Raw genomic sequence first — 14,066 nt, 5'->3', positions numbered from 1 at the left:
GGACCCGCCCCGACCGACTGCTGGGCGACAAGGCGTATTCGTCCAAGGCGAACCGGGAATTTCTGCGCACCCGCGGCATCCAAACCGTGATCCCGGAGCGCTCCGACCAGGTCGCGAACCGGAAACGCCGCGGCCGAAACGGCGGTCGGACCATCGGCCTGGACAAGGAGGCATACAAGCGCCGCAACGTCGTCGAACGCTCATTCAACACGTTCAAGCAGTGGCGCGGCCTCGCCACTCGCTACGACAAACTCGCCCTCACCTACCGCGGAGGAGTCGTCCTCCGCGCCATCACCATCTGGTTACACGAATTAGGAGACACGCCCTAGTCCCGGGCAAGCGTAGGATCGGCCAGAGGCCCCGTGGCCGCGGGGAGGAGACAAGCATGGGCACCATCTCGGTCGTGATCCCCTCGTACAACGACGCGGTGTTCCTGAACACCTGCCTGGTCGCCCTGGCCGCACAGCTTCGCCCGGCTGACGAGATCGTCGTCGTCGACAATGCGAGCACGGATGCCACGGCCCTGGTCGCCCGCGCGGCCGGGGCACGGGTCGTCCACGAACCGATGCGCGGCATCTGGCCGGCCGCTGCGGCAGGGTATGACGCGGCCACCGGCGACGTGATCGCCCGTCTCGACGCCGATTCGATTCCCCCCGCCGACTGGCTGCTGCGGATCGAGGGCCGCCTGGACACCTCGCCGGAGGTCGACGTCCTCACGGGTCCCGGCGATTTCTATGGCAGCAGCGCGCTCGTCAGGGCCCTCGGCAAGAACGCCTACATCGGCGGCTACTTCTGGTCGATCGGGCTCTGGCTCACCCATCCCCCGATATTCGGCTCGAACTTCGCGATGCGCCGCCAGGTGTGGCTCGACACGCGAGGCGTCGTGCACCGCGATCGCAGCGACGTGCACGACGACCTGGACTTCAGCATCCACCTCGATCCGGCCGTGACCGTCGCCTACGATCGCACCCTGCGGGTCGGCATCTCCGCCCGGCCCTTCGACTCCTGGAGCGGGCTCAAACGCCGGCTGACCTGGGCCATCCGCACGCTCCGGCTGCATTGGCCGGAGGACTCGCCGGTGAGGCGCAGGATCGCCAGGCGCCGGCGCCTGCAGAAAGCCAGGCACTACCGGGTGGCGCCCCGGGCGTAGAGCTCCAGCATGTCGTGAGCCAGTTGGTGCGGCGTGGTCTCGCAGGGGCTGTGGCCGGTGCGGTACACCCGGATCTCCGCCCCGATCCGGTCGGCGAGGCCGCGGTGCAGGTCATGGCGCCACAGGTCATTGTCGCCGACGGCGATCAGGATCGGGATCCCGGCCGTGGCGAGCACCGCGCGCACGTCGGGCACGTGTTTCATCAAAGCGACGATGTCGTCGAGGCTCCGCCGGCTGGTGTACTGGAATCGCATCCGAACCAGGGCCAGCCGGCCGGCCCGAACCTTGTTCGTGTTCGTGACGATGCCCCAGATGATGAGCGACGCGATCCGGTGTGCCGAGAGCACGTGGCTGAGCCTGCCGATCCAGCGCACGCCGCGGAAGGCCTGGCCGGGCTCGGGCGGGGCGCCGAGCAGGGTGAGGGTCGCGAACAGTTCCGGCCGCTCGGCGAGGGCGAGCTCGGCGACGATCCCGGCGAAGGAGTAGCCGAGCACGTGCGCCGGGGTGGGCCCCGCCTCGAGGAACGCGATGAGATCGGCCACAAACAGGGCGTAATCGTACGCTCCGTTCTCCCCCGGCCCGGCCGCCGCTGACTGGTACTGGCCGGCCAGGTCGTAGCTCTGCACGAAGTACCCGGCGTCCTGCAGCAGCGGCAGCAACAGCACGAAGTCTTCCTTCGATCCGGTCGCCCCCGGCAGGAGCACGGCCCGGGGATGCGCGGGATCGCCCAGCGAGATCGAGGCCAGCATGCCGCTCGGTGCCGTGAAACCGTGGGCCCGCGTGCCGGGAGGCGGCACGGTCCAGTCGAGATCCTCGATCGCGCGGTCAAGGGCCTCGAGTGCGTCACGATGGTTGTCGCTGCCTTCGCGACGTCGTTCCCGGATGGCCACGCCCCGAGACTAGCGCGACACCCCCCGCCGAACTGTGAGTTTGGCACCTTCGTGGGGCCCGGGAAGGTGCCAAACTCACAGTTCGGCGAGGGGAGGAAGCGAGCCGCGTTACTTCTTGGTCTCGTCGCGCCCGTCGAGGGAAAGGAGGTCGTCCTCGACGGTGCCGCCGTAGCCCTCCTTCTGCGGGTCGCCGTGCAGGCCGCCGGACACCGCGTATTCCTCCTCCGGGGAGAGCACCAGGCGCTTCCGGCCGTAGAACGCGAAGATCAACAGCATGACCACATAGACCGCCGCGATGGCCACGATGGCCGGCCGGGCCGGCTCGTTGATGAAGAAGCCGAAGAAGATCGCCAGCGAGAGGATGCCGGCGATTGCCGCCCCCGGGACGCCCCACGGGCTGCGGTAGGGCCGGTTCGCGTTCGGGTACTTCCGGCGCAGGATGAGGAAGGAGACCATCTGCAGCACGTACGCGATCACGGCTCCCCAGATCGCGATGTTCAGCACGATCGCGCCTGCGACCCCGCCGGTGCCGCCGAGCGCGTCGACGAGCACCAGGGCGATGAAGCCGATGACCGCGCCGACCAGGAGCGCGACGGCGGGCGTCTGCCGCTTGCCGGTCAGGGAGAGGAACTTCGGGTAGTAGCCGGCCCGGGACAGCGAGTACATGTTGCGCCCGTAGGCGAACATGATCCCCTGGAGGGAGGCCAGCAGGCCGACCAGCGCGAACAGCGACAGGACCGCCGCGAGCTCGTCGCCGACCATGGCGCGGAAGCCGTCGAGGAGCGGCTCGCCGGCCGTTGCGATCTTGTCGGCGCCGACGATTCCCGTGTTGAGGAACAGCACCAGCAGGCCGGTGATGATCAGCGTGGTGCGGGCGATGAGGCCGGCGCGGGGAATGTCGCGCACGGGGTTGTGTGATTCCTCCGCGGCCAGCGGCAGTTCCTCGATGCCGAGGAAGAACCACATGGCGTAGGGAAGGGCGAAGAGGATCGGGATCCAGCCGTGCGGCAGGAACTCGGTCTGGCCGGCGTCGGGAACGATGTTGAACAGGTTGTCCCAGCTGAACAGGCCGGAGAAGGCCGCCATGACCGAGAACACCAGCAGGATCGCGATGGAGATGATCGACACGACGATCGCGAAGGTGAACGAGATGGCCGCTCCGGCCGAGTTCAGCGCGATGAAGACGGCGTAGAGGATGATCCACCACACCCAGGAGGGGAGCGTGAAGTCGAGCAGTTCAGCGGTGATGCTCCCGGCGTACGCGGCCGAGAAGTAGACGATCACCGCGGTGGTGGCGACATACTCGATCGTCTCGGCCAGCCCGGTGACGAATCCGCCCCACGGCCCCATCGCCGCCCGGGCGAAGGAATACGCGCCGCCGGTGTGCGGCATTGCCGAGGCCATCTCGCCGATGCTGAAGATCATGCCGTAGTACATGACGACGAGCAGGGCGAAGGCGATGAGCATCCCGCCGAAGCCGGCGAAGTCGATGCCGAAGTTCCAGCCGGAGAAGTCGCCGGAGATGACCGCCGCCACGGCGAGCCCCCAGAGCCCCCAGATGCCGGCAGACCTGGTCAGCTTGCGCTTCTCGAAATACCCATCGTCAGCGGTGGTGTATGTCACGCCCGAGACGTTCAAGGTGTCTTTGGACATCCTGTTTTCCTTTGCGCTCTGGTTGCGCGCACCGAAAGGTCGCTGCCGCAACGCTGTGAGTTAACTTGGCATGACTATAGGACCGCAATGGTGGCGTGTACATACCTTTGCAAACTTTATTTTCGATCGTCGTCATCGAATTGACCCGCGCTTCCCGAGTTGATCTGTGGTCTAATGGTCGGAAAGCGCACGATTCGAAGCCTCAATGAGGAGACGTTCATGACCCACCGTTCTGGAAACCTGACGCTCGAAGAGCTGACCGCAGCCGTCGGCGCCGGAGAAATCGACACGGTCATCGTGGCGTTCACGGACATGCAGGGGCGCCTAATCGGCAAGCGCCTGTCGGCGAGGCTGTTCCTCGAAGACGCCGCCTCGCACGGCGCCGAATGCTGCAACTACCTGCTCGCGGTCGACGTGGACATGAACACCGTCGAGGGCTATGCGATGTCGAGCTGGTCGCGCGGCTACGGCGACATGGCCATGATTCCCGACCTGGCCACGCTCCGACGGGCGCCCTGGCTGCCCGGGACCGCCCTGGTAACGGCCGACCTGCACTGGCTGGACGAGAACCCGGTGGTCGCCTCCCCTCGGCAGATTCTCAAGAACCAGCTCGCCCGCCTGGCCGAGCACGGACTCGAGGCCCTCGTCGCGACCGAACTCGAGTTCATCGTCTTCGACGACGGCTACCGGGATGCCTGGGCGAAGGGTTACCGGGGCATGCGCAATTCGAGCGACTACAACATCGACTACGCGCTGCTGGCCGGCACCCGGATGGAGCCGCTCCTGCGCGACATCCGGGTGGGCATGGACGGCGCCGGAATGTACTGCGAAGGGGTCAAGGGCGAATGCAACCTGGGCCAGCAGGAGATCGGCTTCCGGTACGCGCCGGCGCTCGACACCTGCGACAACCACTCGGTCTACAAGAACGGCGCCAAAGAGATCGCCGACGCGCACGGCAAGAGCATCACCTTCATGGCGAAGTTCGACGAGAAGGAGGGCAACAGCTGCCACATCCACATCAGCCTGCGCGGCACCGACGGCTCGGCCGTCTTCGCCGACAAGGATGCCCCGCACGGCATGTCGAAGATGTTCCGTCACTTCCTGGCCGGCCAACTCGCCGTGATGCGTGAACTCACCCTGTTCTCCGCCCCCAACATCAACTCCTACAAGCGCTACGTGCCGGGCAGCTTCGCCCCGACCGCGCTCGCCTGGGGCCTCGACAACCGCACCTGCGCGCTGCGCGTTGTGGGCCAGGGTCACGGGATGCGAGTGGAGAACCGGGTTCCCGGCGGCGACGTGAACCAGTACCTCGCCGTCAGCGCGCTCATCGCGGCCGGGCTGTACGGCATCGAGAACGAACTCGAACTCGAGGACCTCTTCGAGGGCAACGCGTACACCAGCGACGTGCCGCGGGTCCCGGCGACGCTGCGCGAGTCGGCCGCGCTGTTCGCCCGGTCCGCCTTCGCCCGGGAGGCGTTCGGCAACGAGGTCGTCGACCACTACCTCAACTACGCGCAGATCGAAATCGCGGCCTACGACTCGGCCGTGACCGACTGGGAACGGGTGCGGGGCTTTGAACGCCTCTGAGCCGGCCGCCGAGCCGGGCAGCACCCCGGATGCCCGTCCCCCGGTGATCGGCCTGACCACCTACCTCGAGCAGTCGCAGACCGGCGTCTGGGATGTGCGCGCCGCGTTCCTGCCGCAGTCCTACTTCGAGGCGGTGACCAGGGCGGGCGGCATCGCCGTGCTCCTGCCGCCGCAGCCGGTCAGCCCCGTCATCGCCGCGCGGGTGCTCGACGCGCTCGACGGGTTGATCATCACCGGCGGCAAAGACGTCGACCCTGCCCGCTACGGCCAGGACGCGCATCCGGCCACCGACGAGCCCCGGCCCGACCGCGACGCCTGGGAGGACGAACTCCTCCGCCAGGCGCTGGCGCGCGGGCTCCCATTCCTGGGCATCTGCCGCGGCGCCCAAATGCTGAACATCGCCCTCGGCGGCACCCTGCACCAGCACCTGCCCGACGTGGTGGGCGACACCAGGTACCAGGCCGGCGGGGGCATCTTCAACGTCGTCGACGTGGAGGTCGAACCGGAGTCCCGGCTGCACGGGGTGCTGGGCGCGCAGGCCGGTCCGCTCCAGGTCCCGGTCTACCATCACCAGTCGATCGACCGCGTGGCCGACGGTCTCGTCGTGACCGCCCGCACCGCCGACGGGGTCGTGCAGGCGGTGGAGTTCGGGTCGGTGCCGTTCGGGGTGGCCGTGCAGTGGCATCCGGAGCAGACCGCGGAGGACATCCGCCTCTTCGCCGGCCTCGTCGACGCGGCACGAGAATACGAGCACGATCGGAAGGCACACGCATGAGCAGCTACACCGTGATCAACCCGGCCGACGAGACCGAGGTCGCCCTGGTCGATCATCTCGATCGGGACGCGACCGACGAGGCCATCGCGCGGGCACAGCTCGCCCAGCGGGCCTGGGCGGGCGTCTCCCCCGCCGACAAGGCCGCCCTGCTGCGCCGATTCGCCGAGGCCGTCGACGGAGACCGCGAAAACCTCGCCCGGATCGAGGTGCAGAACTCCGGCCACCCGATCACGCAGGCGCGCTGGGAAGCCGGCCACGTGCGCGATGTGCTCACCTACTACTCGGCCGCCCCCGAGCGCATGTTCGGACAGCAGATCCCCGTCGCCGGCGGCCTCGACGTGACCTTCCACGAGCCGCTCGGCGTGGTCGGAATCATCACCCCGTGGAACTTCCCGATGACGATCGCGGCCTGGGGTTTCGCCCCGGCGCTCGCGGCCGGCAACGCCGTGCTGCTGAAGCCCGCCGAGTGGACGCCGCTCTCCAGCATCCGCCTGGGCGAACTGGCCCTCGAGGCCGGCCTGCCGGAGGGACTGTTCCAGGTGCTGCCGGGCAAGGGCTCCGTGGTGGGCGAGCGCTTCGTCACGCACCCGGCCGTGCGCAAGGTCGTGTTCACCGGGTCGACCGCCGTCGGCAAGCAGATCATGGCCGGATGCGCCGCACAGGTGAAGCGGGTCACGCTCGAACTCGGCGGCAAGAGCGCCAACATCGTCTTCGCCGACGCCGACCTGGAGAAGGCAGCCGCCACGGCGCCGTACTCGGTGTTCGAGAACGCCGGGCAGGATTGCTGCGCCCGGAGCCGCATCCTGGTCGAGCGCAGCGCCTACGACCGGTTCATGGAACTGCTCGAGCCGGCCGTCGCCGGCGTGCGAGTGGGCGACCCCGGCGACGAGGCCACCGAAATGGGACCGCTCGTCTCCGCGAAGCACCTCGCGTCGGTGCGGTCGTACGTGCCGGAGGGCGCGCCCGTCGCCTTCCGCGGAACCGCGCCGGAGGGCCCGGGGTTCTGGTTCGCGCCGACCGTGCTGACCCCCGCCTCCCGCACCGACCGCACGGTGACGGACGAGATCTTCGGGCCGGTCGTGACCGTGCTGCCCTTCGACGACGAGGCCGATGCCGTGCAGCTCGCCAACGACACCGACTACGGGCTGTCCGGCTCGATCTGGACCAGGGACGTCGGCCGGGCCATCCGGGTCTCCCGCGGCGTCGAGGCCGGCAACCTCTCGGTCAACTCACATTCCTCGGTGCGGTACTCCACGCCGTTCGGCGGGTTCAAGCAGTCCGGCCTCGGCCGGGAACTCGGGCCGGATGCCCCCCTGCACTTCACCGAGACCAAGAACGTCTTCATCGCCGTCGATTAGCCGTACCCACTTTCACGCCCAGTTTCACGCCCACTTTCACGCAAGGAGCAGCCCATGAGCAGCATCACCCCCATTGACCTCACCCAGCGCCTCGCGGGCAAGGTCGCCGTGATCACCGGCGGAGCGAGCGGGATCGGCCTCGCGACGGCGAAGCGTTTCGCGGCGGAGGGCGCGAAGGTGGTGATCGGGGATATGGACGAGAAGGCCGGGCTCGCCGCCGCCGACCTCGTCGACGGCCTCTTCTTCAAGGTGAACGTGACCGAGGAGGATGAGGTGAACGCACTGTTCGACACCGCCTATCTCACCTACGGCTCCGTCGACATCGCGTTCAACAACGCGGGCATCTCACCGCCGGAAGACGACTCGATCGAGACCACGGAGCTGCCGGCCTGGCAGAAGGTGCAGGACGTCAACCTCAAGTCGGTCTACCTCTGCTGCAGGGCGGCCCTCCGGCACATGGTCCGGCAGGGCAGAGGCTCGATCATCAACACGGCCTCGTTCGTGGCCGTGATGGGCTCGGCGACCAGCCAGATCTCGTACACCGCGTCCAAGGGCGGCGTGCTCGCGATGAGCCGTGAGCTGGGCGTGCAGTTCGCCAGGCAGGGCATCCGGGTGAATGCTCTCTGCCCGGGGCCGGCGAACACGCCGCTGCTGCAGGAGCTCTTCGCCGCCGACCCGGAGCGGGCCGCACGCCGGCTCGTGCACGTGCCGCTCGGCCGGTTCGCCGAGGCCGAGGAGCTCGCCGCGGCTGTCGCCTTCCTGGCCAGCGACGACGCATCCTTCATCACCGCCTCGACCTTCCTCGTTGACGGCGGCATCAGTTCCGCCTATACGACGCCAATGTGATGCAGGAACCGGCCGGGCTCGATGGCGGCTTGCTCCTGCGGCCGGTGGCCGGGGGCAACGCGTTCGAGGAGACCGTGCAGCGCCTGCTGCAGACGGTGCGCCTCGGGCTCATCGCTCCCGGCGAGCGGTTGCCGCCCGAGCGGGAACTCTCCGCGATGCTCGCCGTCAGCCGGGCCACGCTCCGGGACGCGATCGCCTCCCTCGCCGACGCCGGCTACCTCGTCTCCCGGCGGGGACGGTACGGCGGGACATTCGTCAGCGACGAGCTCCCCGTGCCCACGCCAGGGACGGACGGGGACGGTGCGTTCAGGCCCGGACGTGAGATCTCACCCGCCGAGATCGAGGACACCCTCACCCTCCGCGAGATCCTCGAGGTGGGAGCCGCGCGGCACGCGGCCGGGAGGCCGTTGTCCCCGGGCGAACGGGAACTGCTCTGGGCCAGCCTCACCGAGGCGAAGGCGGCAGCCGGGGAGAATTACCGCCGCCTGGACTCGAGGTTCCACCTCACGATCGGCGAGCTGGCCGGTTCTGCCTCGCTGATGCCGCTGATCGCCGACGTTCGGATGCGCGTCAACGAGCTGCTCGACAACATTCCCTCACTCGGACCGAACATCGCCCACTCGAACGCGCAGCACGAGCAGATCGCGATCGCGATCCTCACCGGCCGGCCCGAGGCCGCGGCCCAGGCGATGAGCGAGCACCTCGACGGCACCGCCCTGCTCCTGCGGGGCTTCCTCGAGTAGCCGCCTGGGGCGGATCAGCCCAGCAGGGCTTCGATCGGGCCGCGCACGAAGTAGACCAGGAAGCCGACGGCCACGATCCAGAGCAGCGGGCTGACGCCCCTGGCCTTGCCGGAGAGCGAGCGCACGAGCACCCAGCTGATGAATCCGGCGCCGATGCCGTTCGCGATCGAGTACGTGAGCGGCATCACGATGATGGTGAGGAAGACCGGCAGCACGATCGAGAATTCGCTGAAGTCGATGTGCCGGATCTGCGAGACCATGAGCGCCCCGACGATCACCAGCGCGGCAGCAGCAACCTCGAGCGGCACGATCTGGGTGAGCGGAGTGAAGAACATCGCGGCGAGGAACAGAACCCCGGTCACGACATTGGCCAGGCCCGTGCGGGCTCCCTCGCTGATGCCGGCGCCGGACTCGATGAACACCGTGTTCGACGAAGCGGATGCCGCCCCGCCGGCCACCGCGCCGATACCCTCGACGATCAGCGCGGACTTGAGCCGCGGGAAGTTGCCGTCCTTGTCGGCCAGCCCGGCCTCGTTGGCCAGGCCGGTCATCGTGCCCATGGCGTCGAAGAAGTTCGTGAAGACGAGCGTGAAGACGAGCATGGTGGCGGCGAGCACGCCGATGCGGTCGAAGGCACCGAAGCTGACCTGGCCGAGCAGGCTCAGGTCGGGCATGGCGACGATGCTGCTCGGCAGCACGGGCGCGTTCAGGTTCCAGCCGGCCGGATTGGTGCCGAACGACGGCCCGACCTTGAAGATGGCCTCGAGGATGACGGCGATGACGGTGGTCGCGACGATGCCGATCAGCAGTGCGGCCTTCACCTTGCGCGCCAGGAGCACGCCGATGATGATCAGGCCGATCACGAAGACCGTGGTGGGCAGGGTCGTGACCGAGCCGTTCTCCCCGAGTTGAACCGGCGGCGCGGCGAAACCGCTGGAACGCACGAATCCGGAGTCGACCAGGCCGATGAAGGCGATGAACAGACCGATCCCGACCGTGATGGCGAGCTTCAGCTGCTGCGGTACCGCGGTGAAAATCATTGCGCGAAGCCCGGTCGAGGCAAGCAGAACGATGATGAGCCCGTTGATGACGACCAGGCCCATCGCCTCGGCCCAGGTCACCTGGCCGACGACACTCGCGGCCAGGAAGGAGTTGATGCCGAGACCGGCGGCGAAGCCGAACGGCAGCCGGGCGATGACCCCAAACAGGATGGTCATGACGCCGGCGGTCAGGGCGGTCACGGCCGCAACCTGCGCGTTCGGCAGCCAGTTGCCGGCCACGTCGACGGTGGCCTGGTCGGCGCTGAACCCGCCGAGGATGAGCGGGTTGAGAATGACGATGTAGGCCATCGTCACGAAGGTCACGACGCCTCCGCGCACCTCCCGGCCCCAGGTGGAGCCGCGGGTGGTGATCTCGAAGTACCGATCGGTGCGGGCCGTGAATCCCTGCTTCGGCGCGGGCGTAACGGTGTCGGTCTGTGTTGCTGAAATGGTGTTCTCCCGTGGCCGTCGCGGCTAAGTCTCAGTCGCCCAGTCTACGCGCACGGTGATTCCCGTCAGACATGGGGGACGAAGGCGCCCCAGGCACGTCGGCGGTCGCCGAGCGGATCCGACTCGACCCGGTCGACGGCGTCGATGATCAGCGTCCTCCGCTCGGACTCCTCGTACCGGGGCCAGTCGGCGTCCGGCACGCCGGTCGCGGCGAACTCGGTCCACCAGCCCTGCATCCTGGCGCCGATGGCTTTGAACGTGCGGCGGCCGCCGAGCACCGTCATCCCGCGCCCGAACCAGCCGTCGAGCCGGTCGAACAGGGGGAACATCTCCAGCCCGTGCGTGGCGTCGAGGCCCATCCGGCGCAGCAGCAGGGGCGCCGCGTCGAAGCGGTAGAAATGCACCGGCGCATAGCGGGAGTGCCGCTCCCCCACCCGCACGCTCGGATACCAAAACGAGTAGTCGCCGCCGAAATCGAGCGCCGCTCGCTGGTCGGGCAGGCCGGGGTAGTGCGCCTTGAGCGCCTTCCGCGCCTTCTTCTTCGTCTTCGTGAAGATGGCCCGGATGCGCGGGGGCGTCGAGGCGAGAATGTCGATCCGCCCGCTGAACAGCGAGCCCTCACGCTCGTTCGTGCCGATGATCAGGGGAACCCGGTGCGCCCGCCCGTCCCGGAAGGCGTCCAGCGGACGTTCGGGCAGGAAATCACCGTCGATGACCGGGCAGAGGGGAATCGTGCCCGGGTAGCTGTCGGGTGCGCGCGAGGTGAGGACGGCCGTCGCTGCGGCGAGGGTCGACGGATCGGCGCCGACCAGCAGGCTCGCGGCATCGGCATCGGCGCCGTCGCCCACCAGGCCTCGCAGGATCTCGACGAAGTCGCCTGCCCACTGGGCGCTGAGCGCGCTCGGATACACCGCGTTCGGCGGCGCACTCTGCACGATCGCCCGCTGGAACAGGCCGGCCGCCGCCGGAACGGTCATCAGCGTGGTGACCGCGTTTCCGCCGGCCGATTCGCCGAACAGGGTGACGGCATCCGGGTCGCCGCCGAAGGCGTGGATGTTCTCCCGCACCCAGCGCAGGGCCGCCACCTGGTCGCGCAGGCCGAGGTTGCTCTCAATGGGGCGCGCCGGCGTGGAGTACCGGGTGAAGTCGAGGTAGCCGAGGGCGCCCAGCCGGTAGTTCAGGCTGACGTAGACCACGCCGCCGCGGCGCACCAGCCCCTCGCCCTGGTGCGGGACCTCCCGCGACGAACCAACGCTGTACGCACCGCCGTGGATGAACACCATCACCGGCCGGAGGGAGCCAGGATCGATCGGGGCGTCGGGCGCCAGGACGTTGAGGCTCAGGCAATCCTCGTCCTGCGGGATGCGCGGGTGGGCGCCGATGAACTGGCCACGCCGCAGCTGCGGGGCGACCGGACCCCAGTCGCCGGCGTCACGCACCCCTGCCCAGGGCTCGGCCGGCTGCGGTGACCGGAACCGGAGCGGTCCTGCCGGCGCCGCTGCATAGGGAATGCCGCGCCAGGAAAGCACACCGCGTTCGGCGACGCCGCGGAGCATGCCCGTCGCCACGCGCACCTCGGCAACCGGGCCTGCGTCGCGGCGCGGGCGGTCCGTTCGGGCGAGTTGACTCACGCCCCCGATCTTATTCACTACGATCGCCTGAGGCTAAGAACGAATGAAACGAGAAACAATGGCTCTGCCCTGGACGCTGCACGGTGACGGAAAATCGGTTCCCGCAGGAGAGGTCGTCGGTCCGGGTGAACGCCTCAGCTGGCCGATCACCATCGGAATCGGCGCCCAGCACGTGGTCGCCATGTTCGGCGCGACGTTCCTCGTGCCGCTGCTCACCGACTTCCCGCCGAGCACTACCCTGCTGTTCTCCGGCATCGGAACCCTGCTCTTCCTGCTGATCACGAAGAACCGGCTGCCCAGCTACCTGGGCTCCTCGTTCGCGTTCATCGCGCCCATCGTCGCAGCGACCGCCTCGGCCGGGATGGGGAGCGCCCTGTTCGGCATCCTCGTCGTCGGCGCCCTGCTGGCAGCCATCGGCCTGCTCGTGCAGTTCACCGGCACCGGCTGGATCGACACGCTGATGCCACCGGTCGTGTCCGGGGCCATCGTGGCGCTGATCGGGTTCAACCTTGCGCCGGTCGCGAAGACCAACTTCGAGGCGGCGCCGCTCACCGCCGTGATCACCCTGGCCGCCGTCATCCTGTGCACGGTGCTGTTCCGCGGCATCCTGGGGCGGCTGTCGATCTTCCTCGGCGTCGTCGTCGGCTATGTCGCCGCAGTGATGTTCGGCGAGGTGGACTTCAGCAAGGTCGCCGAGGCGGCCTGGATCGGCCTGCCGCAGTTCACCGCGCCGTCGAACCCGTTCGAGAACCCGGCCGTGTGGGGCGTGCTGCCGGCGTTCCTGCCGGTCGTGCTCGTGCTGATCGCCGAGAACGTCGGCCACATCAAAGGCGTGGCCCAGATGACGGATGCCAGCGTGAACCAGTACACCGGACGCGCGCTGTTCGCCGACGGCCTGGCCACCGTGCTCGCCGGCTTCGGCGGCGGCTCGGGCACCACCACCTACGGCGAGAACATCGGGGTCATGGCCGCCACCCGCGTCTACTCGACGGCGGCGTATTGGGTGGCCGGAATGGTGGCCATCCTGCTCGGCCTGTCGCCGAAGATGGGCGAGCTGATCAACACGATTCCGGCCGGCGTGCTCGGCGGCGTGACCACCGCCCTGTACGGTCTGATCGGCGTGATCGGCGTGAAGATCTGGCTCGACAACAAGGTCGACTTCAGCAAGCCGGTCAACCAGTTCACGGCCGCGACCGCCCTGGTCATCGGGATCGCCAACTACACATTCACGGTCGGCGCGTTCAGCTTCAACGGCATCGCGCTGGGCACGATCGCCGCCATCGTGATCTACCACCTGATGAGCGCTATCGGGCGGGTCCGCGGCACCAGCTAGCCCCGCACGCCGGACTGTCCGGCGCCGAGAGTCGCCGTTTCCGCCGAGAGTCGCCGTTAGAGTGGCGATTCTCGGCAGGAACGGCGACTCTCGCTGCGTGCGGGGGTGCGCGAGTGGCGCCGTTCCTGCGCCTGTCTTCCACAGGTCGGGCGTGCCGGAAGTTATGCACAAGGGCCGGTCAGGGGTGGTTTCAGGCCGGAAGAATGTCGGTGGTTCGCCGTACCGTTGGCGTATGGAAACCATCACAGGACCACCCGGCCGGGCACTCCCGGCCGGCCCTAACCCGGGCGTTGACCCGGGTGTCGCCCCCGACCAGGGTCAGCCGCTGACAGCGGCCGCGGTCCACCTGGAGGAACTCGGCGCGCTCATCGATGCGGTCACCGCCATCGACCGGGCGATGGCGGTGCAGGCCGCGGCCCGGGTGGTCGCGATAGACGCGGCCCGGGTCTGCAGCGAGCGGGAGCTCGACGGCAGTGCGTTCAGTCCGGCGTTGACCCGCCGGTCCCTGGTGGCCGAGCTGGCCTGCGCGCTGCGGATCCCGGAGTCGACGGCCTCGGGCCTGCTGGAGAGCAGCCGGGCCCTGGTCCACGACCTGCCCGACACCCTTTCG

General features: G+C 68.7%; 12 protein-coding genes and 1 pseudogene. 9 read left to right on the top strand and 4 right to left on the bottom strand.

Annotated elements, in window-relative coordinates; genetic code table 11:
• The coding region (locus BLQ39_RS15130) for a transposase (RefSeq protein ID WP_143006493.1) at positions 1 to 329 on the top strand (329 nt) is incomplete at its 5' end.
• 56 nt (positions 330 to 385) lie between these two features.
• Complete coding sequence (locus BLQ39_RS15125) at positions 386 to 1,150, top strand: glycosyltransferase family A protein (protein WP_092325276.1); 765 nt, start codon at positions 386 to 388, stop codon at positions 1,148 to 1,150.
• Here BLQ39_RS15125 and BLQ39_RS15120 read toward each other — a convergent pair.
• Complete coding sequence (locus tag BLQ39_RS15120; RefSeq protein ID WP_241986963.1) at positions 1,126 to 2,040, bottom strand: alpha/beta fold hydrolase; 915 nt, start codon at positions 2,038 to 2,040, stop codon at positions 1,126 to 1,128. The two genes, BLQ39_RS15125 and BLQ39_RS15120, sit on opposite strands and share 25 nt — an antisense overlap.
• Positions 2,041 to 2,148: 108 nt before the next feature.
• Positions 2,149 to 3,693 (bottom strand): amino acid permease, encoded by a 1,545-nt coding sequence (locus BLQ39_RS15115; protein ID WP_092325274.1) that lies wholly within the window; start codon positions 3,691 to 3,693, stop codon positions 2,149 to 2,151.
• Between the two features lie 219 nt (positions 3,694 to 3,912).
• On the opposite strand from BLQ39_RS15115, the gene BLQ39_RS15110 reads away from it, so the two are divergent.
• From BLQ39_RS15110 to BLQ39_RS15090, 5 genes are read left to right on the top strand one after another with little or no spacing between them, the layout of a single operon-like run.
• Positions 3,913 to 5,280: a glutamine synthetase family protein gene (locus BLQ39_RS15110; RefSeq protein ID WP_092325283.1), complete on the top strand. Its 1,368-nt coding sequence runs from the start codon at positions 3,913 to 3,915 to the stop codon at positions 5,278 to 5,280.
• Positions 5,267 to 6,055, top strand: a complete 789-nt coding sequence (locus tag BLQ39_RS15105) for a gamma-glutamyl-gamma-aminobutyrate hydrolase family protein (RefSeq protein ID WP_198417102.1) — start codon at positions 5,267 to 5,269, stop codon at positions 6,053 to 6,055. The genes BLQ39_RS15110 and BLQ39_RS15105 overlap by 14 nt, the downstream gene beginning before the upstream one ends.
• Entirely contained in the window at positions 6,052 to 7,413 is a 1,362-nt protein-coding gene (locus BLQ39_RS15100) for an aldehyde dehydrogenase family protein (RefSeq protein WP_092325270.1), read from the top strand. The genes BLQ39_RS15105 and BLQ39_RS15100 overlap by 4 nt, the downstream gene beginning before the upstream one ends.
• 54 nt (positions 7,414 to 7,467) lie before the next feature.
• Positions 7,468 to 8,259, top strand: a complete 792-nt coding sequence (locus BLQ39_RS15095; RefSeq protein ID WP_167738560.1) for a 3-oxoacyl-ACP reductase — start codon at positions 7,468 to 7,470, stop codon at positions 8,257 to 8,259.
• A complete protein-coding gene (locus BLQ39_RS15090) occupies positions 8,259 to 9,002 on the top strand; it encodes a FadR/GntR family transcriptional regulator (RefSeq protein ID WP_092325268.1) in 744 nt (247 codons plus the stop codon). The genes BLQ39_RS15095 and BLQ39_RS15090 overlap by 1 nt, the downstream gene beginning before the upstream one ends.
• A gap of 14 nt (positions 9,003 to 9,016) precedes the next feature.
• Here BLQ39_RS15090 and BLQ39_RS15085 read toward each other — a convergent pair whose 3' ends face one another.
• The gene (locus tag BLQ39_RS15085; RefSeq protein ID WP_422386374.1) at positions 9,017 to 10,492 is read right to left on the bottom strand and encodes an NCS2 family permease; all 1,476 of its coding nucleotides are present in this window, start codon (positions 10,490 to 10,492) and stop codon (positions 9,017 to 9,019) included.
• 65 nt (positions 10,493 to 10,557) lie between these two features.
• Complete coding sequence (locus tag BLQ39_RS15080) at positions 10,558 to 12,141, bottom strand: carboxylesterase/lipase family protein (protein WP_241982830.1); 1,584 nt, start codon at positions 12,139 to 12,141, stop codon at positions 10,558 to 10,560.
• A gap of 40 nt (positions 12,142 to 12,181) precedes the next feature.
• Between BLQ39_RS15080 and BLQ39_RS15075 the strand changes: the two genes are divergently transcribed.
• Complete coding sequence (locus BLQ39_RS15075) at positions 12,182 to 13,456, top strand: uracil-xanthine permease family protein (protein ID WP_092325264.1); 1,275 nt, start codon at positions 12,182 to 12,184, stop codon at positions 13,454 to 13,456.
• 232 nt (positions 13,457 to 13,688) lie between these two features.
• Positions 13,689 to 14,066: pseudogene (locus tag BLQ39_RS15070) on the top strand (HNH endonuclease signature motif containing protein); the annotation flags it as partial.

Source organism: Cryobacterium psychrotolerans, from assembly GCF_900101115.1.
Lineage (GTDB): Bacteria > Actinomycetota > Actinomycetes > Actinomycetales > Microbacteriaceae > Cryobacterium > Cryobacterium psychrotolerans.
This window is presented reverse-complemented; position numbering and strand designations above follow the sequence as displayed.

Coding starts and splice junctions, on each gene's coding strand:
- BLQ39_RS15115 (WP_092325274.1), bottom strand. CDS start 3,693: ATGTCCAAAGACACCTTGAACGTCTCGGGCGTGACATACACCACCGCT.
- BLQ39_RS15125 (WP_092325276.1), top strand. CDS start 386: ATGGGCACCATCTCGGTCGTGATCCCCTCGTACAACGACGCGGTGTTC.
- BLQ39_RS15110 (WP_092325283.1), top strand. CDS start 3,913: ATGACCCACCGTTCTGGAAACCTGACGCTCGAAGAGCTGACCGCAGCC.
- BLQ39_RS15100 (WP_092325270.1), top strand. CDS start 6,052: ATGAGCAGCTACACCGTGATCAACCCGGCCGACGAGACCGAGGTCGCC.
- BLQ39_RS15075 (WP_092325264.1), top strand. CDS start 12,182: ATGGCTCTGCCCTGGACGCTGCACGGTGACGGAAAATCGGTTCCCGCA.
- BLQ39_RS15090 (WP_092325268.1), top strand. CDS start 8,259: ATGCAGGAACCGGCCGGGCTCGATGGCGGCTTGCTCCTGCGGCCGGTG.
- BLQ39_RS15095 (WP_167738560.1), top strand. CDS start 7,468: ATGAGCAGCATCACCCCCATTGACCTCACCCAGCGCCTCGCGGGCAAG.